18 protein-coding genes and 3 pseudogenes are annotated in these 21928 nt (G+C 51.0%); 8 read left to right on the top strand and 13 right to left on the bottom strand.

All coding sequences use genetic code 11. The annotated features are described in order from the left end of the window. The first annotated feature begins 21 nt into the window (after nt 1-21). From rfbD to ACM6G4_RS26770, 4 genes are all read left to right on the top strand, one after another. Nucleotides 22-891, top strand: a complete 870-nt coding sequence (gene rfbD, locus ACM6G4_RS26785) for a dTDP-4-dehydrorhamnose reductase (protein WP_414914970.1) — start codon at nt 22-24, stop codon at nt 889-891. Nucleotides 892-1150: 259 nt separating this feature from the next. Continuing rightward, nucleotides 1151-2515 (top strand): ethanolamine permease, encoded by a 1365-nt coding sequence (gene eat / locus ACM6G4_RS26780; RefSeq protein ID WP_056727138.1) that lies wholly within the window; start codon nt 1151-1153, stop codon nt 2513-2515. Between the two features lie 140 nt (nt 2516-2655). Next, nucleotides 2656-2823 carry a DUF2897 family protein gene (locus ACM6G4_RS26775; protein ID WP_007985427.1) on the top strand — a complete coding sequence of 56 codons (168 nt, stop codon included), beginning with the start codon at nt 2656-2658 and terminating at the stop codon, nt 2821-2823. A gap of 165 nt (nt 2824-2988) precedes the next feature. Beyond that, nucleotides 2989-3546, top strand: coding sequence for a TetR/AcrR family transcriptional regulator (locus ACM6G4_RS26770; protein ID WP_056727139.1), 558 nt, complete (start codon nt 2989-2991; stop codon nt 3544-3546). On the opposite strand, the gene fabF is transcribed toward ACM6G4_RS26770, so the two are convergent. The 3 genes from fabF to ACM6G4_RS26755 form a co-directional block, all read right to left on the bottom strand. Beyond that, nucleotides 3543-4817 (bottom strand): beta-ketoacyl-ACP synthase II, encoded by a 1275-nt coding sequence (fabF, locus tag ACM6G4_RS26765; RefSeq protein WP_056727140.1) that lies wholly within the window; start codon nt 4815-4817, stop codon nt 3543-3545. The two genes, ACM6G4_RS26770 and fabF, sit on opposite strands and share 4 nt — an antisense overlap. Before the next feature lie 30 nt (nt 4818-4847). Next, nucleotides 4848-5642, bottom strand: a complete 795-nt coding sequence (locus ACM6G4_RS26760) for an SDR family NAD(P)-dependent oxidoreductase (protein ID WP_414914969.1) — start codon at nt 5640-5642, stop codon at nt 4848-4850. Nucleotides 5643-5848: 206 nt separating this feature from the next. Then, on the bottom strand, nt 5849-6181 hold the full coding sequence (locus ACM6G4_RS26755) for a ComEA family DNA-binding protein (RefSeq protein WP_414914968.1): 333 nt from the start codon (nt 6179-6181) through the stop codon (nt 5849-5851). Nucleotides 6182-6785: 604 nt separating this feature from the next. On the opposite strand from ACM6G4_RS26755, the gene ACM6G4_RS26750 reads away from it, so the two are divergent. Genes ACM6G4_RS26750 through ACM6G4_RS26740 form a run of 3 tightly spaced genes read left to right on the top strand, consistent with a single transcriptional unit; the run spans nt 6786 to nt 10751 of the window. After that, nucleotides 6786-8135, top strand: coding sequence for a lipopolysaccharide biosynthesis protein (locus ACM6G4_RS26750; RefSeq protein WP_414914967.1), 1350 nt, complete (start codon nt 6786-6788; stop codon nt 8133-8135). Nucleotides 8136-8145: 10 nt separating this feature from the next. Next, nucleotides 8146-9057, top strand: a complete 912-nt coding sequence (locus ACM6G4_RS26745; RefSeq protein WP_414914966.1) for a glycosyltransferase — start codon at nt 8146-8148, stop codon at nt 9055-9057. Beyond that, nucleotides 9054-10751, top strand: coding sequence for a hypothetical protein (locus ACM6G4_RS26740; RefSeq protein WP_414914965.1), 1698 nt, complete (start codon nt 9054-9056; stop codon nt 10749-10751). Before ACM6G4_RS26745 ends, ACM6G4_RS26740 begins: the two co-directional genes overlap by 4 nt. A gap of 8 nt (nt 10752-10759) precedes the next feature. On the opposite strand, the gene ACM6G4_RS26735 is transcribed toward ACM6G4_RS26740, so the two are convergent. From ACM6G4_RS26735 to ACM6G4_RS26700, 8 genes and pseudogenes are all read right to left on the bottom strand, one after another. Next, nucleotides 10760-11878, bottom strand: a complete 1119-nt coding sequence (locus ACM6G4_RS26735; RefSeq protein ID WP_414914964.1) for a glycosyltransferase — start codon at nt 11876-11878, stop codon at nt 10760-10762. Continuing rightward, nucleotides 11875-12852, bottom strand: coding sequence for an NAD-dependent epimerase/dehydratase family protein (locus ACM6G4_RS26730; RefSeq protein WP_414914963.1), 978 nt, complete (start codon nt 12850-12852; stop codon nt 11875-11877). The genes ACM6G4_RS26735 and ACM6G4_RS26730 overlap by 4 nt, the downstream gene beginning before the upstream one ends. A 167-nt stretch (nt 12853-13019) precedes the next feature. Further along, nucleotides 13020-15014 (bottom strand): polysaccharide biosynthesis protein, encoded by a 1995-nt coding sequence (locus ACM6G4_RS26725; protein WP_414914962.1) that lies wholly within the window; start codon nt 15012-15014, stop codon nt 13020-13022. 193 nt (nt 15015-15207) lie between these two features. Then, nucleotides 15208-15327: pseudogene (locus ACM6G4_RS26720) on the bottom strand (UDP-N-acetylglucosamine 2-epimerase (non-hydrolyzing)); the annotation flags it as partial. Nucleotides 15328-16246: 919 nt separating this feature from the next. Next, complete coding sequence (ihfB, locus tag ACM6G4_RS26715) at nt 16247-16543, bottom strand: integration host factor subunit beta (RefSeq protein WP_414914961.1); 297 nt, start codon at nt 16541-16543, stop codon at nt 16247-16249. A 146-nt stretch (nt 16544-16689) separates the two neighbouring features. Continuing rightward, nucleotides 16690-16968 carry a hypothetical protein gene (locus ACM6G4_RS26710; RefSeq protein ID WP_414914960.1) on the bottom strand — a complete coding sequence of 93 codons (279 nt, stop codon included), beginning with the start codon at nt 16966-16968 and terminating at the stop codon, nt 16690-16692. Nucleotides 16969-17142: 174 nt separating this feature from the next. Continuing rightward, nucleotides 17143-17312, bottom strand: a pseudogene (gene rpsA, locus ACM6G4_RS26705) (30S ribosomal protein S1); the annotation flags it as partial. 59 nt (nt 17313-17371) lie between these two features. Then, nucleotides 17372-17580, bottom strand: a pseudogene (locus ACM6G4_RS26700) (SDR family oxidoreductase); the annotation flags it as partial. Between the two features lie 123 nt (nt 17581-17703). Between ACM6G4_RS26700 and ACM6G4_RS26695 the strand changes: the two are divergent. Continuing rightward, the gene (locus ACM6G4_RS26695) at nt 17704-19122 is read left to right on the top strand and encodes a GNVR domain-containing protein (protein WP_414914959.1); all 1419 of its coding nucleotides are present in this window, start codon (nt 17704-17706) and stop codon (nt 19120-19122) included. 91 nt (nt 19123-19213) lie between these two features. Here ACM6G4_RS26695 and ACM6G4_RS26690 read toward each other — a convergent pair whose 3' ends face one another. Further along, nucleotides 19214-20599: a TolC family outer membrane protein gene (locus tag ACM6G4_RS26690; protein WP_414914958.1), complete on the bottom strand. Its 1386-nt coding sequence runs from the start codon at nt 20597-20599 to the stop codon at nt 19214-19216. Then, a complete protein-coding gene (locus ACM6G4_RS26685) occupies nt 20596-21918 on the bottom strand; it encodes an HlyD family type I secretion periplasmic adaptor subunit (RefSeq protein WP_414914957.1) in 1323 nt (440 codons plus the stop codon). The genes ACM6G4_RS26690 and ACM6G4_RS26685 overlap by 4 nt, the downstream gene beginning before the upstream one ends. Between the last annotated feature and the right edge of the window lie 10 nt (nt 21919-21928).

The raw sequence follows: 21928 nt of genomic DNA, 5'->3' as shown, positions 1-21928 counted from the left end.
TAACGAGACTGGACTGTTCCCGTGAAAATACTCATCAATGGCCGACACGGTCAGGTTTCACATGAATTACAGCAGCGGCTGGGGGCTGTCGGCGAACTGATCGTATTGGGTCGCGATCAGCTCGATCTCGCTCAACCCGATCAGATTCGCCGTCAGGTGCAAAACATCCGGCCCGATCTGATCGTCAATGCAGCGGCCCATACAGCGGTTGATCTGGCAGAAAGCGAGCCGCAACCAGCTTTTGCCATAAACGCGGTAGCTCCCGGCATCCTTGCCGAAGAAGCGCTGGCTCTCGACATCCCGTTGATTCATTACTCCACGGACTATGTATTCGACGGGAGTAAAGCCGGACCTTATAACGAGGACGACACGCCAAATCCGCTCGGGGTGTACGGCAAGAGCAAACTGGCCGGTGAACAAGCCATCAGGGACGTGCAAGGTAAACACCTGATCCTGCGTACCAGTTGGGTCTATTCAACCCATGGCCGCAATTTTCTGTTGACGATGCAGCGTTTGCTGCAAGAGAAACCGGAGTTACGTGTAGTCGCCGATCAAATCGGAGCACCTACATGGGCAGGTACAATCGCCGATAGCACCCTTGCCCTGATTGAGCGCTGGCAGACGAGCCAGGTCGCCAACTGGGGTACTTATCACCTGACCGCTCAAGGTGAGACCTCCTGGTTCGGCTTCGCCCAGGCGATCGGTGAAGCGCTGCGACAACAGGGCAAGCGCTGCGCCGACCTGTTACCGATCCCGTCCAGCGACTACCCGACACCCGCAGCCCGACCGCTCAACTCGCGCCTGGATTGCAGTCGCTTGCAGCGCGATTGGGGTGTCAGTCAACCAGACTGGCAAACGGCGTTGCGCGAGTGCCTCACTCAGCAAGCCTGAGCATCAAGCGCTGCCCGCACCTGCATTGAAATACCCAACCTGCGCGTTGCAGCGGTGTTGGGGAGCGGGTATGCGGGCTTGCTCGCGAAAGCCGCATTTACAACAAACGCGCCCCTGACTGACGCACAATATTCGCGCATCCAGTGGCGAACATCCCCGATACGACAGCTTTCAGCCCATTACGACGCGTAATCGTGAAATGGCACGCCCACTGCACTGACCTCCCCTGAGCGTTCCAAACCACTCAGGGAGCAAACCCATGAACACACAACTCAAACCCACGCTGGGCACCTTGCACCTGTGGGGCATTGCGGTCGGGCTGGTGATTTCCGGTGAGTATTTCGGCTGGAGCTATGGCTGGGGCGTAGCCGGGACCCTGGGCTTTCTGGTGACCTCATTCATGGTCGCCACCATGTACACCTGCTTCATCTTCAGTTTCACCGAACTGACCACCGCCATTCCCCACGCCGGAGGTCCCTTTGCCTACAGCCGTCGTGCCTTTGGCGAGAAAGGCGGGTTGATCGCCGGACTGGCGACACTGATCGAATTCGTCTTCGCCCCGCCGGCGATCGCCCTGGCCATCGGCGCCTACCTCAATGTCCAGTTTCCAGCCCTGGACCCGAAACACGCGGCAGTCGGTGCCTACATCGTATTCATGGGTCTCAACATCCTCGGCGTGAAACTGGCAGCAACCTTCGAACTGGTGGTCTGCGTGCTGGCGGTCGCCGAGTTGCTGGTGTTCATGGGCGTGGTCGCCCCGGCATTCAGTTTCAGCAACTTCGCCCTCAATGGCTGGGCCGGTTCCGATGTATTCGGTGCTCCGGCGATTGCCGGGATGTTCGCGGCGATCCCCTTCGCCATCTGGTTCTTCCTCGCCATCGAAGGCGCAGCCATGGCCGCCGAAGAAGCCAAGGACCCGAAACGCACGATTCCCAAGGCTTACATCAGCGGTATCCTGACCCTGGTGCTGCTGGCGATGGGCGTGATGTTCTTCGCCGGTGGCGTCGGCGACTGGCGCACCCTGTCGAACATCAATGACCCGCTGCCCCAGGCGATGAAAACCGTGGTCGGCGAAAGCTCGGGCTGGTTGCACATGCTGGTGTGGATCGGCCTGTTTGGGCTGGTGGCGAGTTTCCACGGGATCATTCTTGGCTACTCGCGGCAGTTCTTCGCCCTCGCCCGGGCCGGTTACCTGCCGTCCTCCCTGGCCAGATTGTCACGCTTTCAAACCCCGCACCGGGCGATCATCGCCGGCGGCGTGATCGGCATTGCTGCCATCTACAGCGACGGCTTGATCAACCTCGGCGGCATGACGCTGACCGCCGCGATGATCACCATGGCCGTGTTTGGCGCCATCGTGATGTACATCATGAGCATGCTCAGCCTGTTCAAGCTGCGCAAAACCGAGCCGAACCTGGAACGCACCTTCCGCGCCCCCTGCTACCCGCTGGTGCCGTTCATTGCACTGATGCTGGCGGTGGTATGCCTGGTGGCGATGGCCTGGTTCAACACGTTGATCGGCCTGATCTTCCTGGGCTTCATGGCGGCAGGTTTCGTGTACTTCATGCTCACCGCACAACTGCGCGCAGACGCCCCGGCGGATGCGATGCTGACCGGACTGTGAAAGCGTTCGAGTGAACCTTGAACAACAGGCATAGAATGGGGTGATAGCGATGGAACTGCGATGAAACCCCATCACTCAAAACGGTATGCACGATCGGTTGGCGAACCCTCGCCGACCGCCTGCTTTTCAAGGAGAGTCCTATGCCCTGGTATGCCTGGTTGATTCTGGTCGTTGCCATCGGCTCGATCGTTGGTGGCCTGATGCTGCTGCGCGACACCGCCAACAAGGTCGAACTGACCGAAGAGCAACGCAAGCGCGTCGCCGAACGCAATGCGGAAATGGACGCCAAGGAAGCGCAGGACCGCTGACTGAAAACCCCGCCTTGGAAAGCGGGGTTTGTTTTTGCGTGGAAACGCCCGAAATCACGCCGCTTTGCACCCATATCGAAGCATCTGCATGTTTATTAGAAGTAGAAGTACAGTCACCATGCAATTTTCATTGGTTAATATGGCGCATTGATGCGGAGATATCAGATGCGTTACTCGCAGGACCATAAAGCCCAGACCCACCAACGCATTATCAAGGAAGCTTCAGCGCGATTCCGACGCGACGGTATCGGCGCGACCGGGCTGCAACCCCTGATGAAAGCACTGGGCCTGACTCACGGTGGCTTTTACTCGCACTTCAAGTCCAAAGACGAACTGGTAGAGAAAGCCTTGCAGGAGGCCGGTGCACAAGTCGACGAGCTGTGTGCGCAAATCTTCGCCGAGGAACAGCCACTCAAAGCCTTCATCGACGCTTACCTGTCCGAATGGCATCAAACCTCTCCCCACGAAGGCTGCCCGCTGCTGACCATTTCTTCGGAACTGGGGCTGCGTGGTCAACCGAGTCCGACCAGCGACGTCGTGCTCCAGGCGCGACTCGATCAGATCCAGCATACCCTTGAGGGTGAGCGCACCGCCGAGCGCAGCATCGTCATCATGTCTACGCTGGTCGGCGCCTTGCTGTTATCGCGCAGCGTGGCCGACGTCGGGTTTGCCCAACGGATTCTCGACATCGCACGCGAACACCTCAAGCACTCGCAGGATTAACCCTGCCAACGCTTGAACAGTACACTGGCATTGACCCCACCAAATCCGAAGCCGTTGGACAACGCATACTCGATGGCCATTGGCCGCGCTTTGCCATGAACGATATCCACTCCTTCAGTGGCAGGGTCCGGGTTCTCGAAATTGAGTGTCGCTGGTGCAACCTGGTCTCGGATCGCCAGCAGCGTGAAGATCGCCTCGATTCCCCCTGCTGCACCGAGCAAATGCCCGGTCGCCGACTTGGTCGATGTCACGGCAATACCATTTTGCGCACCGAACAACGCCTTGATCGCCGCCAGTTCACCCAGATCCCCCACCGGAGTCGAGGTTGCATGAGCATTCAAATGCTGAACCTGAGCCGGAGAAACACCAGCCTGAGCCAATGCCAACGACATCGCCCGCCGCGCACCGTTGCCGTCCTCGGGACCGGCGGTCAGGTGATAGGCATCGGCGCTGGTGCCGTAGCCGACGAGCTCCGCCAAGGGCTGGGCGCCCCGGGCCAGCGCATGGTCCAGAGACTCGATGACCAGCAGCCCGGCCCCTTCTCCCATGACAAAACCATCGCGACCACTGTCGAAAGGTCGCGAAGCGCGTTCAGGCGTGTCGTTGTAAGCGCTGGACAAGGCGCGAGCAGCCGCAAACCCGGCCAGGCTGACCCGATCGATCGCTGCCTCTGCACCGCCGCACACCGCGATGTCCGCCTCACCCGTACGAATCAGCCGCGCTGCGTCGCCAATCGCCTGAACGCCGGCAGCGCATGCCGTGACCGGTGCACCCAATGGCCCCTTGAAGCCATGCTGGATCGACACATGACCTGCCGCGAGGTTGACCAGGAATGAAGGGATGGTGAATGGAGACAAACGTCTCGGCCCACGACTATCGGTGGTGCGCACCGCGTCGGCGATCGCGCCGAAACCACCCACACCTGAACCGATGATGGTGGCCGTGCGCTCCTGGGCATTGGCATCCAGCGCTTGCCAGCCGGCTTGCTCCAGTGCCTGACGCGCCGCTTCCATGGCGAACAAAATGAAGCGGTCCATCTTCTTCTGTTCCTTGGGCGGGGTTGCCCGGTCCGGATCGAACCCCGCCTCCGGATCATCCGCCAGCGCGGGCACTGCACCGCCGACCTTGGCCGGCAGATCGGCAACCACCTCTTGCGGTAAATTGCGCAGTCCGGAACGACCGGCCAACAGCCGCGCCCAGACAGCTTCGACACCGCTTCCCAGCGGCGACACCAGGCCCATGCCAGTTACAACCACTCGACGATCACTCATACCGCAATACCTCAGTCGATTAGGGGCGTTTCATTTGTAACGCGCAGCGACTTTACTTTTGGAAAGATTGGGCGCCATCACATGGCGTGCCGCAACAAAAGCATCCCAGTCGGCGACATCCGGCAGCGAAGGAATGGTGACCAACTCGCCCTGATCCAGACCCGACAATGCAGCGTCTACCATCTCCCCCGCTTCCATGACCATCTCGGCCGGAATCTGCGAAGCATCGATACCGGAGCGCTCCCAGATTTCGGTGCGCGTCACACCAGGCAATACGGCCTGGACCTTGACCCCGGTGCCATCGAGTTCGGCGTTCAACGACTGGGTCAGGCTCAATACATAAGCCTTGCTGGCGCTGTAGGTGGCGTTGAAGCGCTCGGGAAACAGCGCTACCACTGAAGCAATGTTGATGATGGTACCCCGGCCCGCCTTGGCAAAACTGGCCGCCGCGGCCGATGCCAATCGCGTCACCGTTGTAACATTCAACTGAATCATTCGCTCCAGTTGATCGGTATCGGCGTTGGCCAACAAGCCATCTGCGGCCACGCCGGCATTGTTCAGCAAAAGGCTGATGCTCGAATCGCTACGCAGACGCTGTTCAAGTTTCAACACGTCGTCCTTCTGTGTCAGATCTGCCTTGAGCACCTCCACCTGAACCCCGTGAGCATTGCGCAACGCGCTTGCCGCAGCTTCAAGCCGCTCTTGTTTACGAGCAACCAGCAACAAATCAAAACCTCGCGCTGCCAACCGTTGCGCGTAAATCGCACCGATACCGGAAGAAGCACCAGTGACGAGTGCGGTGCCTTGGGACTGAATGGACGTCATGACTTTGCTCCTGGGAGATGCCAGAGGGATAGATAAGCGCCTGAGTCTCAGCGCGCCTGGGCGAACGGCTTATTTATTATGCACACAATTTAAAAGTAATATGATAGTCATAATTTTTCTATTGCCTACGGAAGTCAAAACCTCGCAGCAGTCGCCAAAATGAAAAAGGCCGGTCAATGACCGGCCTCCAAGGCTGATTTACAAGCTTAGTTCAACCGAGACTTCTCGCGATTGTTATCTGGAAGGGCCTTGCCGATACCCTTCACTTCGAACAACTCGTCGAAGGACACAAACAGACCATTACTTTCGCGATACACAACAATCGCCAGAGCCTTGGTCTCCCCCAATATCGCTTGACTCACGCTGCAAAGTCGGCACATCGGCCTAAGACCCGCTGTACCAGATTGCGCATTCGCTGAAGCCTTCATCGCCACCGGAGCCTTGGTAGGCTCCGGCTTCGCTGCAGGCGCTGCATTAGCGGCAATAGAGGTGCTGGTGAGCAGGGCAAAAACCTGGGAGTAGAAATAGCACGTACGCAAAATGGCGCTCCATGACATCGGTTGAAGAAGCAGCTTGCCTGAAGTGGCTTCCTCAAATCAGGCGACGTGGGAGGATGTCAAAAATGTGTCTGTTGCGGAAAATGAAACAATCAAAGGTCGAGATGAAGGAGTTTGGCCAGATAACATGTCGTAAAGGTAAACGCTGGAGTTGGCAGTACGACTCCAGCAGCTGTGTGATGAACGAGGAGTGTCTGAACAAAATTTATTTAAATCGCCAATTTTTCCGAATAAATTATCTAGCAATAGGGGAAATTAAATAAAAACAGAAAGAATAACTATAAGAGTCGCGGGTAGCGTCTTGAGAAGATGCACCATCAATACGTCAATGGCACGATTGAAACCAGGTAGCACTCCGTGAAGAGGCAGAGGGTGGAACTGATCCCCCTTTAGCATTGCTAAAATAGCCTATGGGTTGCCGAGTCACCAACCGTTGCATCTTCCAGGTGAGTAAGTTTGCTCAGCCACGGCAGAAATCACAGCCTCCGCCGATCGGCTAGAACTGGGGGACCATGGCTGTAGACAGGGCATTGAAAAACCGTGAAAATCGGCAGCTGCCTTATGACCTGCTGCGAAATCTCAATAAATGGCTGCGAAGAAAAATATCAGCGCTCTATCCTCTCCAGTGGCTGCGAGTGCTGCAGCCATCATCGGTCGATTTCTCCTGCTTGGTACGGGGGCTCTGACCGGAATTTTGCTGCCACTCACTATGAAACAAGAGTCCGTGGGCTTGTTTTTTTTGTGTCAGTCCATAATAGCAGCGCTTGCCACTTTGGGTCAGTTAGGCTTAAGCATTACAGCTCCAGCTATTATCTCCAGAGCTATGGGTGATAAAGACACTGCCAGGATAAAGCAAACTTTACGGCGAACCTTAATCATTGGATGCTCAGCGGCAAGCCTGTTCGCGTTTACTTTTTGGATAACACTTACGGTACTGGAAAACCTGTTGCACTCTGAGTTGGTAAGCGCTCTGCAGAAATTAGCGCCACTTATCTCAATCAGCATGATGTTAGCCGCCACGGTAACTTTACTATCCGAGCAACACCGGGTTCTAGGACACTTTGTTCAGGCGAGTTTCCTGGTGGTTGGCGCTGGTGTCGCCAGCGCTGCTACCGTTATTATTGCCTGGCAGTCAAAAATAACACTTTCATTGGATACCCTTCTCTTCTCGGGAGTTCTTGGTGTTTTATGTACCGCATTACTGGGTGGATACTCCCTGTGGCGCTGGCATAACACTCATGATGGGGAAACCAAAGAAGCTATAGGTTATTCCGAAATACTGTGGCAAACCATACCTAACCTTACGACTACAAGCGTGCTATTTATCGTAGCTCAAGCAGACTTGTGGATCATTGCTTTCTTTGGCAGCACCGCTGATGTGGCAATCTATGGCCTGGCATCACGGCTTGCTGCCTTGGTGCTGATTCCCCTGGCAGTAATCAATACAGTGATCGCACCATCAATTGGGCGCCTGTGGGTTCGACGGAAAAAACGTTACCTGCAAAAAGTAATGGGTATCGGTGCGGGCGCAGCAACGGGAATGGCAATCACGGGCTATCTATTATTTGCCGTTTTAGGTCAACTCATTATTGCGATAGCCTGGCCAGAGGAGTATTCAGAAGCTTACTTTATATTTATCATCCTCGGTTTCGCTCAAGTTATTCAGACCTTTGCGGGAACCGCCGGCATGGTTTTGGTCATGCTGCAAAAACAACATATCGCCATGCGGATCTCTATTGTCAGCGGTGTATTGATGATCGCCGGAGGAAGTGTGGCGTTCATATATTTCGGCATAATTGGATTAGCGATCGTTTATAGCTCGGGCAGCATTATCCAGTCCGCCCTGATGATCCATTATGTAAATCGTATATTCAACTTGAAAACTACCGCCAGCTTTAAATCAATATTTAAATTCAGCCAATCCTATTTTCACTAAGAGAACCTCCATGGAAGATAAAATAACGACATTACCGAAAGTCACTATTGTCATCCCCACGTACAATACTGCTCGATATTTGCTGGATGCAATTGATAGCGTCAAAAAACAAACTTATCAAAATGTCGAACTGATTGTGGTTGATGATGGATCAACAGATGACACTCCGAATTTGCTGATGAATCATCCTATGCAGTTCTCGCATTTCAGACAAGAAAATGCAGGGCAAAGCGCTGCCATGAATTTTGGATGGAAACAAAGCTCCGGTGATTTGTTGGGTTATCTAAGTGCTGATGACCGATTACACCCTAATGCAATCGAGACGATAGTCTCGCGAATGGCGTTGTCACCTGAAGCAGTATTGGCATACCCGGACTTTTGCGTGATTGACGAAGACTCAAATTATGTTAGGACCATTACAGCCCCCGAATACTCTGAAAACCTGCTCATTGCCAATTTCCAATGCTTGCCTGGTCCGGGCGCGCTATTCAAACGGGCAACATGGGCGCTAGTGGGCGACTGGAATACTGGGCTAAGAAACATTCCGGACATGGACTTTTTTCTACGTTTTTGCCAACACGGCCCATTCATCCGCGTACCCGAGGCGCTGGCAGATTTCCGCATTCACTCTGGGTCGACCACCTATAATCCCTCCAGCGCTCAACGATCAGATGAGCCAGTTACCGTTATTAAAGATTTTTATAATACGAATGGTTTACCCAAAAGGTTTCTTCGCTGGAAAAAAAGGGCGATGGCAAACGCCTATCTGCTTTCAGGGTTCATGCATGGTTTCTCCGGACGTTACCTCATCAGTTTAAAGCAGATGTTTCGGGCCGCGACACTAAGCCCTTCATCAATATTTTCTCGCAAGATGATCAGCTACGTAATCGGTATATATAAATCCGCATCGGTAAAAAAATGAACGGAATATCAGAAGGCTATTTAGATAATAAAGCGACAACAAAATGGATTGTCGCTACAGTTACTTTGCTTAGCATATGGGCAGGCTTCTATTACCCAGGCATGATCGCTTTATTTGCGACCTATTGCACGCTGAGCATTGCCATAATATACGCCACGATTACAAACCGACCAAAAAGCTATTTCATTTTTTTTCTATTTTCCTTTTTGACTTTAGGCTGCTGGGCAAAAATCACTTTGCACTTGCTCATTGGAAACAATTTCATTGAGCCTATAGGTGGTTTTGATGAATCTCCAACTGCATGGGACAACGCTATTGCAGTATTGATCACAGCATTTAGCGCGCTGCTTATCTGTTACTTCATTGTCGTGGCCGGCTTGAAAAAAAGAAAAGAGCTGGAAACCAATATAAACACAAAGCTCTTATCAACGCTCTTGACCATGGCAATCATCTTCACAATTGCCTCTCTAATTTTCAACTATTACTATTCGATCATCAAAGTTGGATACGAACCAACTTTAAAGCTGCATAGTTATATTTACGTAATCTTGTCCTTCATGATCGCCTGGGGAAACTCTATTGCTCTTTTTACCTTGGCTTACTGGTTGGTAAAAAACGGCAAATTAACCCCCAACATGCTTTTTTATATCGTCATTATTGAGGGTGCACTGACATCAATTTCGATGGGCAGTCGTGCACAAATGATCCTTCATGTTTCAGTCCCTTTTATTGCTTACCTGATACAAGGAAAAAAATTAGAGTGGAACATATCAAAAATCGGTTGGATAAAGATTTTTTCGACGACCGCTTTATTGTTTGCATTTTCAATAATTTCCGTATCAGTTGACCGCCTTTCTTCGTTTGCAAAGGCAGTACCTTATACAGAAAAAACCATCGTGACAGGAAGTCTGGAAAAATCCGGGAGTAATTCCACCTCCGTGACAGAAAATCTGGAAAAGCCTGGGAGTAGTTCCACGTCCGCGACAGGAAACCTGGAAAAGCCTGAGAGTAATTCCACGCCCGCGACAGGAAGCCTGGAAAAGCCTGGGAGTAATTCCACGTCCGCGACAGGAAACCTGGAGGAATCCGGGAGTAATTCCACGTCGTTGGAGTTATCCGAAAAAGCTTTGACACACGACGTCACCCCAGAACCGCCCGTCGCTCCATATCAACTATCACCCGAACTGAAGTTCAAACAAATCGCAAACGAATTGAGCAAGCTAATCGTAGACCGATGGATTGGCGCTGAAGGAGTTTTAGCAGTAACAAGCGAAAATCACCTAGATTTAGATCTTTTTATGAGAGGCTTAAGAGAGGATCCAGCACAAGGCACACAAGCAATATACCAGCGCATATCAAATGCACAGTATGAAAGATTAGAAAACTTTACATTCATGACAATCCCTGGTCCTATAGCAGTACTGTATTACAGCGGCAATTATCTCGTGCTTTTTGCTGGCATGGCTCTATTATTCTTCTTGGGTTATAGCATCGAGCTTGCCGCCAAGCGATTACTAAGCAACGTAATGACAAGTGCTACCATTGGCGTTGCAATGGCATACTTGATAGTACAAATTAATTTTCCCAGGGCATTTCTATTTTTCGTAATTGAGATAACCGCTTTTCTTATAGGTTTAATCGTACTGAGATGGATACTAAATAAACAAAAGCAACCCATCAACTTTTTACATTAACAACCACTCTAATTATCCTGAATAAAACCCTCAAAATAATCGACCATGTTAGTTACAATTACATGCCAACTATAATGGTCGATTACAAACGACTTAAGTCGCTGCCCTTTAAGCGTCAAATCGTCGATTTCTGAAAACATGACCTGAAGTCCTCTGCTGATGCCTGCGGCTGTCGGCTCGACTACACTTCCCCCGTTGATCGTCTGCACTTCGTCAAAGCCACATGTACTTGTCAGTAACACCGGCAAACCTGTAATTCCTGCTTCCAGAGCAACAAGTGACATGGCTTCCGATCTAGAGGGAATGACAAGCATCAATGCATGTTGATAAGCTTCATTTCTCTGGGCCTCATTGAGAAATCCAATAAAATGAATCTGATGAGCTATTTCATGACCAATCAAAGAGGCTTCAAGTTCGGCTTGCATTCCAAAGTCTGGCCCGGCAAGCACTAAAGGATAATGGTGAGCTGCCTTTGTGGAGAGATAGGCTTTAATTAGCAAGTCAGGGCCTTTGACAGGGGCAAGCCTACCCATAAATAAAATATACGGCTCTTCAGGCAGATACTGCAGTGTACGCATTTGAGTTAACGCAGGCTCCGCCACCCCATTCGGAAACACCGGGATACGATCTTGCAAAAAGCCTGTAACTTCTGCAATTAGTATCCGTTCTAACTGAGTAATTGCAATAAACCCCGATGCCCTTTTTATGAGCGTTTTACCAAGCAACAAATGAAACAGCTTCATAACTGGGCGAGGCTTTCCGATGGAAGCGAATTCACCCGCAGGGCAAAGCACATAAGGAGTCCGCGCGATCCAGGCGAAGAAGCCGGTAATAATGCTCAGCAAATTCCAATAGCCCATGATATGGATAATGTCAGCAGACTTCACCGCTTTCCACAGACGTATAAAATTGACCAAGGGGATTGGAAGGCGGTGACCAATTTTGCCAGTAATGTAGGTTTTAACACCTCGACTATCAAATTCTGATTGCCAGGAATCACCAGACATCGCGATAACTTGACAACGACAGCCTTTATCCGTAAGGGTATTGGCTAAATGTCTTGTGCGCTCCGCTGTTCCTCCTCCACGTTGTGCATCAAGAGAAATATTGACCAATAAAACATTCATACCGTTGCCCTCAAGTGACTCAAGTAACCTTTAAGGCGATTGGTGAACAGTGCAGAATCAGACAATCCAAGCTGCAACAATCGATCTTCATGGAAGCGGCGCATTGGATCGGTATTACTAATCCCCCTGGCATTTAATACCAAACGCAGTACTCGCGGAGGAAGGTAAGGTATATGAAATGCTGCAGCACGGTTAAATACTTCCAGCAAGCAATCCTGGAGATAAGCGAAATTATTATCAGCGTCGGCGTCTTCCGTCACGACAATAATTTCCCCCTGAACTATTGGCGCCGCCGTAGTAATAAACAATAAAACTTCGACTACTTTTTCAACACTGACCAAATGCATTCTCCGCGCACCGTACAATGAACGGCGTAATGCGAGCTTCCAGCCGGGGGCACTCGAAACTTCCCTTACGAATGAAACAACATTTAATCCACCGACACCAAATACCGCGCCAAGGCGCAAAATCAAGGTTTCGAAATGCTCGGCATTGACAGCGCTCACAAGCTTCTCAGCAGCGGCATGCTCACGTTCATAAGGCGTGATAGGTACGATTTGTGACGCAGAAGTACAAATGCTGTCTTGGCTTGCTCCAAAAACGTCAATACTTGAAACATGGATATAACGTTTAACACGTGCATTACCGCAAGCACGCAAAATATTCTTGACCGCAGACAAGAACCATCCAGCGCCGTCTGGCCGCAGCAGATTCAAAACGATGCTGCCGCAATTCAAAATTTTCTCTAACGACGCGCTATCATCCAAGTCAAAATGTCGAACCTGTATAGGCGACTCTGTTAACCAAAGTGGTTCGTTTCGATGGACCGCGAAAATAATTTCGAACTCTTTGCTGCAATCAACTAAAGAATTGAGTAAATGCTGACCAACAAAGCCAGTTCCGCCTATCACCACGATACGCTGTTCAATGGTAGCGTGAACTTCGCATTCAGTATCACTTATCTCAAGATTCAAGATGACTCACTCCTTAAATGCACACACAATACAAGCCCTAGTATTCGAACCAACGCCATCAAAAATATAAAAAAGCTTAAAAACCATATAATACATCTATTCGGCACACCTACTAAGCCCGCCATGATCCCAAGCTTTTTCCAGTTAAAATCCGTAATATAACCGGCTTAATGATCAAGACGCCGCTGTTCGTAAATCCAATCCACTATCTCTCCTTGAGGGGTGTATCCATGGACTGTCTCTCTCAGTAATTGTCGAACGAGGGAGTAATCATCCTCCTCAATCGCCGCAAGCAGATGCGTCAGTTTGACCTTGAGGACTTCCCAGGCCAAATAATCCTCGTGAGCACTCATGATCATCGGGTGTTGAGTTGCAACTACGTTGTCACCAATCAGCAGTTCTTCGTAGAGTTTTTCTCCTGGGCGTAGCCCAGTAAACTCAATGGAGATATCACCGTGCGGATTTTTTTCTGAACGAACACTTAAACCTGACAGATGAATCATTCTCTCTGCCAACTCAACAATTTTTACCGGTTCGCCCATATCCAGCACGAAAACATCACCTCCCATTCCCATAGAGCCCGCCTGAATAACCAGTTGCGCCGCCTCTGGAATGGTCATGAAGTAACGAGTGATTTTAGGATGAGTAACTGTGAGTGGGCCACCTGATTTTATTTGTTTGTGAAACAATGGTATCACCGAGCCGGAAGAACCTAAAACGTTTCCAAAACGGACCATCGTAAATCGGGTTCGATTGACTCTAGATATGCTTGCAGTGTCACCAAATAGTACAGGTGCCGGTTCCTTGCTGAGAGCTTGAAGTGTCAGTTCGGCAAGACGCTTAGTGCTACCCATGACATTTGTAGGCCGAACAGCTTTATCCGTCGAAATCAATACAAAGTTAGCCACGCCTGCCTGGATTGCGGCTTGGGCCGTACTAAGTGTACCTATTACATTATTGAGTACACCCTCGGCAATATTATGTTCGACCATCGGAACGTGTTTATAAGCCGCAGCGTGATAGACGGTCGCTACGCGCCATGTTGACATCACATCTAAAATTTTAGCCCTATCACGAACCGATCCAAGGATCGGAAGAATTTTCGTAGACAACGACTCCCGAACAATTCGTTGCTCAAGCTCCGACAAAATACTATAGAGATTAAACTCACTATGTTCGAGCAATAAGAGGACCGTGGGTTGCAATGACAATATCTGCCGGCACAACTCAGAACCTATAGACCCACCTGCCCCGGTAACAAGTACGACCTGTTGCTTGATGCAATGTTCGAGTAACTCATGCTGGGCAGCAACTGCATCACGCCCCAATAAGTCGGCGATATCTACTTCTTGGATATCATCGACTTTTACGCGTCCGCTAGCCAAATCCATGAAACCTGGGACAGTGCGAACATGAAGGGGATATCCCTCCAGAAAACCAAGTATTTCTCGACGACGCCCACGAGACGTGGAGGGTATCGCTAACAATATTTCCTGCGCACCAGTAGCCTCAATCATCTCCAGGATATGCTTTGGTCTATAAACCTTCAGGCCAGAAATAACTCGACTGGCAATACTTCTATCGTCATCGATAAAAGCGACCGGACGCATGGCTCGTCCCATTCGCAAAGCTGTCACAAGCTGATTTCCGGCAGCACCAGCTCCATAAATGGCCACCTTAGGTAATCCGTTATCCCGGCTGGTGAAAGGAACATGTTGAGCTGCGGAAAACCAATCACCGAGGAAATATTGACGCATGAACAGTCGAAGACCACCGATCATGATCAAGCTTAGCCACCAATAATTAAAAATTATTGACCGCGGCACAATATTCTGATGATTACTATACCAATACACGACAACGCCAAAAATTAACGATGACAAACTTACCGCTTTGATGATCGCAATAAGGGCATCATTACCAAAATAGCGCATGACCGCGCGATACATTCCAAATTGAAAAAATAGTGGAATTGCTACAAACGGCGCGCTCAAAAAAAGCCACAGATGCTGAGTGAACGGGTTGACCATCTCATCGATGCCTAATCGGACAACAAATGCCATCCACAGGGCTAGCCACACCAACGTGACATCAGCAGCGACCTGGATCAGTCGTTTACTGCGGCGCGGAAGACCTAATAACAAAGCCCGGAATCTTTCCATAACCCCTTCGAACTCTCCACCACACCTGTTTTTATGACGCTTAGAATGCGCTCACTCCCGTACGACTGTCATTTTACACCAGTAAGAGTCGAACATCTGGGCCTGGGCTGAATTTTTCTTTCTCGCCCGGATGAAACATCCTTAGCCAGGGCGACCAATGGAAGATAAGCAATTATATGACCCAAGCCGCCATATCGCCATCACGGCCTGAGCGCACCAAAATATGATTCGATTGCTTATCCAACTCAGCAATTGCACAACTCATTTTAATAAGTTCGGGCCGAGCACCAACCAGAGTAATAACCTTGAGCATTCAACTGCCCCTTAATAAAATCCAGTTTCAATAGACGCTCTTTGATACCAGACACATCCAGAAGGCCCGCCAATGCGGAACTTTTATCAGGATCACAAACCAGTCCGGCGCCCGACTCAACGATCACGCGGCCCCAACTCCTCGCAAGGCTGTCATGCTAGGGTAACCGGCAGCAAGATGTGATTGGACTTTACTGCACAGTGCGTAGAAAACATCTCCTCACCACTTAAACCAATCAATAAAACTGAGAAACCCTCAAATATTTCTGACATGCACCCCACAGAACGCCGTCCCGACAATAGCAAATCATCAAAACAGTGATTGTTTTGTTCCTGTACCCACTCAAGCATACTACCGCTGCCAAATGTTAATATTTTCTTCCAGCGTTAACAACCCGGTAGTTTCTACTATTGCGCCCGCAGACTCAGCAGTACAGATAACTAAAGTTATATCTCATCGACAAGCAAGGCAGGCAGGCAGGCAGGCAGGCAGGCAGGCAGGCAAGTAGACACACTTCTCCTGTATTGTTGGGAAGCCGCTCTATCTACCGAATTGAAAAAACGTTGCAGATATAACAAAGCGAAAACGATGGATTACCCATACGCCGAAAAACATCACTGAGCCGCCAACCGAACACTTATATCTTTATAATTTACTTGGCTGACGTCCGTGACACCTTCCTGACCCTAAGCAATAGCCAAAACAATAGAGGCCCCAACAGCATCCCAACCAACAGTGACAGCACTACAATTACCGATACGGGCAATGCAGGCCCCGTCCATCCAAGAAACACCATCGAAATGGCTTGTTGATTTTCCAGGACGAACACCAAGACCACTAAAATCAATAGCAACAATAAAACCGCAAGAATTACGCGTTTAATATTAGGCATCAGTAACAATCCAAACTCCGTTTACTATCACGACATTTCCTCCTCATCCTCATTCACCCGATCACGCAACTCCTTGCCGGGCTTGAAATGCGGAACGAACTTGCCATCGAGGCTGACAGACTGACCGGTTTTCGGATTGCGCCCCACGCGCGGTGCGCGATAGTGCAGTGAGAAACTGCCGAAGCCACGGATCTCGATGCGATCGCCGGTGGCCAGGCATTGGGACATTTGTTCAAGCATGGTCTTGATGGCCAGCTCCACATCCTTTGATGAGAGCAGTCCTTGATGGGTGACAATTCGTTCGATCAACTCCGACTTCGTCATATTTTTCCCTTCTTTTTCAAGCAGCTAGATCAGCGCTTCAAAGGTTTTAGCACGCCCTGACGATTTTGAACAGCCCATTGCATTTACCGCATTCTCTCCCTGCATGAGCGTCCGATACAGAAGGGGGCGCCCCCCCGGCACCCAGCTCACCTACAGATAACCAACATGGTCCGTGTCAATAAACCCGCAGGATTGAAGCCAAAGAAGTATTCATCTTCATCCTTGGCATCGTCGGACCTTGCCACCACCTTGTAACCTGCCCCCTTACATTCTCTGTCAGCTCGCGTTTGACACCTCTCCCACCCCGATCCCAGCCCCGAGCAATCAATCTCGACGCCTCTGACCCCGCGTACCGCATGGGTACTTGCATTAGTCATACAACCCGCCAATGTCAGTACGGCAATCACGACATTGAGCCTTTTCATTCACATCCTTATGCCAGACGCCTCGCCTGACCGTCGTTCGCCCTCAGGCATAAGACTAGCTGCAAATAAGCGACTGATCCGATTAAAGAAAGAGACAACCTGAAACGCCTTGGGTTTCTGCAATCCCCCCCCCCCCCGGGGAACCAATATCCTGTTCAACCGGAGTCGTGGCACAGGAGCATCAGTAGCTACTGGCTTGTCGTGCAGGCTCTGGACCGCTTCTTTCTCACCCTCAACGTCTTTCGACTTGATCGAGAGCTGAATTACACGGCTTTGCGGTCAACGCCGATGATCTTGGCTTCTACTTCTCCGCCTTCTTTCAGAACGTTGCGCGCACCTTCAACACAACGGTGTTCAGCTCCTAGCCCTTGCTGAACTGGCCAGAGAAGTCTTCCCGTGGGTTCAACTTGCCCGGGATCTGTGAAACATCGATACTGGAGCGTTCCCGGATTTCGGTGCGCCTCACACCAGGCAGCACTGCCTGGACCTTGACCCCAGTGCCATCGAATTCGGCATTCAACGATAGGGGCAGGTTCAATTCACAGGCCTTGCTCGCAATGCAGGTGGCATTGAAGCGTTCAAAAAAAACGTAACCACTGAAGCAATGTTGAGAGCCTGTAGCGCAATTGCACCCAAAACACATCGCCACGAAATCGAGCGCATCAGGGCGCCCTCTCCTTCCAAAGTCTGGATCGGCTACTCCACACACTTGCCTGCTCAGTGCCAAGAGCGTCAGTGATTCTCAGTCTTGCCGTTTTACGACAAATGCTGGAAGATATAAAAACCAGCATCTATAAACTTTCAAATCTACATGACGGTAATTTCCTCGAAATTTTGTGCGTCTGTCGATTAAAATTTGAGCGCGCAATGAACATCAAAGCAAATGCACTAGATAGCTTCCAACAAGAATCAACTGAAGTAAAAGAGCTCCTCCGTAGCATTTTGGATCAAAGGGCAATTGTCTTGTTGTTTGCTGGACTCACTGTCACCGCCGCCATCGTCTACGTTATGTTGGCCCCTGCGGAATACCAAGTTGAAACGTACATCCGACCGGTCGCCCTGGCCGACCTGGATGAATTGAATGAGTCTGGGCTGTACAAAATCCTTCCAAAAGACGCACTGACAAATGTCGGCGCCGCTATGCAATCTTATGATATCCGACTGAATTTTTTCAAAGCCAACCCCCAGTATCTCGCGCCATTACAGGCACCGGGAAAATCCATTGAAGAAACTTTCGATAACTTTAACAAAAAAGCATTTTCACTTCAAAAAGTCGACCCCCAAAAAAGCAATAGCCTATTCGAAAAAATTGAATTCAGCCTTAACTATCCGCAAGGAGTAGATGGTGTAGGCATCGTAAAAGATTTTACGAGTTTCGTCGTGAGAGGCGAAAAAGAAAAAGTGGCTTCAAACTTGAAAAAGCTGATTGCCAACCGGACAGCTCAGATAGAAAACAAGTTGCTCGCCAAAACAGCTGCGTATGAAGCGGAGAAAGACTCGAAGATCGCCGGTTTGCTCGAAAAAGATCAACTCAAGAAAGAAATGCTTCAAGACGAATTGAAAGCACTCCGTCAACAGTTGCAAAGCCGCCGTCAAAATCGCATCAAGGAGCTTGATGAAGCCATCGTCATTGCCAAAAATCTCGGCATTCTCAAGCCCACTACGCCGTCGGCACTAGGCGAGGGCGAACAGGCACGTCAAGGCAACATGATCCGCACCGAAGTAAACAACCAGAAAATACCACTGTACTTTTTGGGGCAGTCTGCACTTGAAGCAGAGCGCGCCACCCTGGTAGCCCGTCGCTCTGATGATTTTACTGAACCACGCATTGATGAAATTCAAAAAGAACTCAGTCTGCTGGCTACCAACCGCGAAGCAACAATCCTGAAGGAACGAGATAAACCTGAGCTATTCCTCAAGGACTTCGCAGACATTCGTGGCGAATTGACACACCTCAAGCAACTGAAAGTTGACTTCGATCAATTTGACCTGGTGAAGATTGATAAGGATCCGGCAGAACCTCAAGCCCCGATAAAACCAAAGAAAGCCTTGATCGTAGGGTTTTCCTTGATCTTTGGAGTGATGCTCGGCTTAGGTGTCGCCATCATTCGCCGCAGCATACTTTCACTCCGCTCGACTCATCGCCAGGGCTAGGGGCTATTTGTAGTCTTCAAGCAGCCGGGACTAGAAAGGCTCCCGGCTTTGGGGGCCGCCCTCGCTCAAATGATCATCGTTTCAGCGGCGACTACTTCGTATAAACATTACTACTCAGCCAAACGTTTACACTTTCAACGCTTTCTTCGGACAATTTTCCCGCCCAGCGATTCAGAATGAAAAGATTGGTGATGAAGTCATACTGCGTCTTGAGCAAATTGCGGCGTGCCTCGAATTCGTTTTGTACCGCGCTCAACACATCAACGGCATTTACCACGCCATAGGTGAACGCTTTTTCTGCTGCAATGCGTGATTGCTCAGCCGAGGCCAGAGCATTGCGATTGGCGCGAATTTTTTCCACGCTTGAGTCGGCGTTCAAATATGCACTCGTCGTTTCCTTGACCACTTGACGACGAGTTGCAACCAGTTGCTGCTCAGCTGTCAGCTGGTCTTGATACAACTGCCTTACCCGCGCGGACGTTGAGCCGCCGCTGTAGATCGGGATCTGCACCCCGACGCCGGCCACATAGCTATCAGTCTGCGGCGCCAACGAATTGTTGTAACCCTCGTTGGTCTGCTGTGCGCTCAGGTTCAGATTGACCGTAGGGTAATGACCGCCCTTACCGGCACGCAAAGCCGCCTCGGCAGCTTCCTGCGCACTCTCACTGGCCTTGATCGACGGATTTGCTGTGATTGCCAGGTCCACCCAACGTTCCAGGCTATCGGTCGAAACCTTCAACTCGACATCATTGCGCACCCGACTCAACTTCTCCTTGACTGGACGACCGATGATTTCCGACAGCGCGACACGGCTCAGACTGGCCTGGTTACGCGCATCGACTTCTTGAGCGGCGAGAACATCGACTCGAGACTTGAGGTCCAGTACATCAGTGATCATCGCCAACTGTTTACTGTATAGCGCACTGACCCTGTCGAGGTTCTTCTGAGTAGCCTTGCGTTCGGCCTGCACCAATTCAAGTTCATCATCGGCAGCCAACGCAGCAAAATAACGCTGCGCAAGGTCAACGGTGGCTTCCGCCTGAGCCTCTCTGGACTCGGAATCTGCTTGTTTGGTCAGGCTCTTGAAGTGCTGGTAATTTTCCCAGGCAGCCTTGTTGTATAACGGTTGAGTCAACCCCACCGTATAATTGCGACTGTCGTATGCCTGATCGACCTGAAGATTGTTCTGCTTGATACGGTTAAAGCCCGCGTTCGCAGTCAAAGAGGGCAACAGGCTGCCAAACGCCTGGTTTTCCTGTTCGACACCCGATTGGGCCTTGGAGTAAGAAGCGATTACCCGAGGATCTTCAAGACGCGATTCGCGGTACAACTGCATCAAGTCGACTGAGTAGTCCTGCTTGCTGATAGTGCTGGTGCGCAGCGTGCCACCAGAGGGTTCAGCTAACTCAGGTTCGATGGCATGGGCAGACAATGCCAGTGATCCCAAAATCAGACAGGGAAACAGACGCACGATCATTCCTCGATCATCGACTGGGCGATGACGTTACGTGCCGGCTGCATCAGGTATTGCAGCATGGTGCGCTTTCCAGTGTTGATGAACACATCTGCCGGCATTCCCGCCAACAGTTTGCGATCACCCAGTTTTTGCGCGCCAGCCTGGGTCACGCTAACCCTGGCTAAATAGTAGGGGGCACTGGTTTTCTCGTTGATCAGGCGATCACCGGAAATACTCGTTACACGTCCCTCGATGACCGGTGTCGTGGCACTATTGAAAGCGCTGAAGCGGATGTCCGCCACCTTTCCGATAGCAATTCGATCAATGTCATTGGGCGAAACCTGGGCTTCCACGACAAGATCGGAAACAGACGGCACGATATCCAGCAAGGGGGTCGCGGCGCGTACAACACCACCAATGGTGTGAACCGTCATCCCAATGATCATCCCGTCGTCCGGAGCGCGGATAACCACCCTGCCCAGACGGTCTTCCAATGCCGAAGTTTTTTCCTGCAGGTCATAGGCTTTGGTTTGAGTCTCTGCCAACTGTTTGGCTACATCAGCGCTAAAGTCCTTGTCGATTTGAAGGATCTGGAGCTGCGTTTCGTTGATCTGCAACCTGGTCTTGATGTTCGTCGAGCGGTGATCAGCCACTTCAGACTTGAGCAAATCAAGCTTGCGCGCCTGTTCCAGCATGCGCTGCTTGTCGACGAAACCTTGGGCCAGCAACTCTTTCAGTTCGGCAATTTCGCCGCTGTAGGATTCCTGCAGGTTGGTCTTGGTTCCGATCATGGCGTCGGTCCCATTGATTTGCTGGTTCAATTGCCGGATACGCTCTTGCAGTACCGAGATTTGCCCCTGTCGAGAAGTGCGCCGCGCGTTGAAGACTTGCGTCTCACCGTAACGCGCCTCAACACTACGCTGGCTGTCGAATTCGGCGGTGTTGGGGAACGCGATGGTCGACAGGTTATCGCGCTCCGCGAGCAAGCGCACTTCCATGGTCTTGGCGGCAATCAACTGGCTGCGGGTCATCTCATATTCGGAGCGCAACTGTGCGTCATCCAGGACAATGACCGGGTCACCCTTGTTCACGATATCGCCGTCATGGGCAAGCAGATCCCTGACAATACCGCCCTCCAGATGCTGCACCGTCTTGCGATAAGTCTGTACGGTCACGACACCTGGCGCGTAAGCAGCGCCATCTAGCGGCGCGAACGCCGCCCAACCGCCAAACAGGCCAAATGTCACAAACACGATGAGCAATCCTGTCCGGCGTATCGAACCGTCGGACATGGGTAGATCCGCGAAAGTATCGCAGAGGGGAGTGAACTTGGGATTCATCGATAGCTTC

Origin of the sequence: Pseudomonas sp. IT-P258 (genome assembly GCF_949767825.1) — a bacterium.
In the GTDB taxonomy this organism is placed as follows: Bacteria; Pseudomonadota; Gammaproteobacteria; order Pseudomonadales; family Pseudomonadaceae; genus Aquipseudomonas; species Aquipseudomonas monachiensis.
Note: the sequence above shows the minus strand (reverse complement) of the source record. Positions and strands in the feature narration are given on the sequence as shown.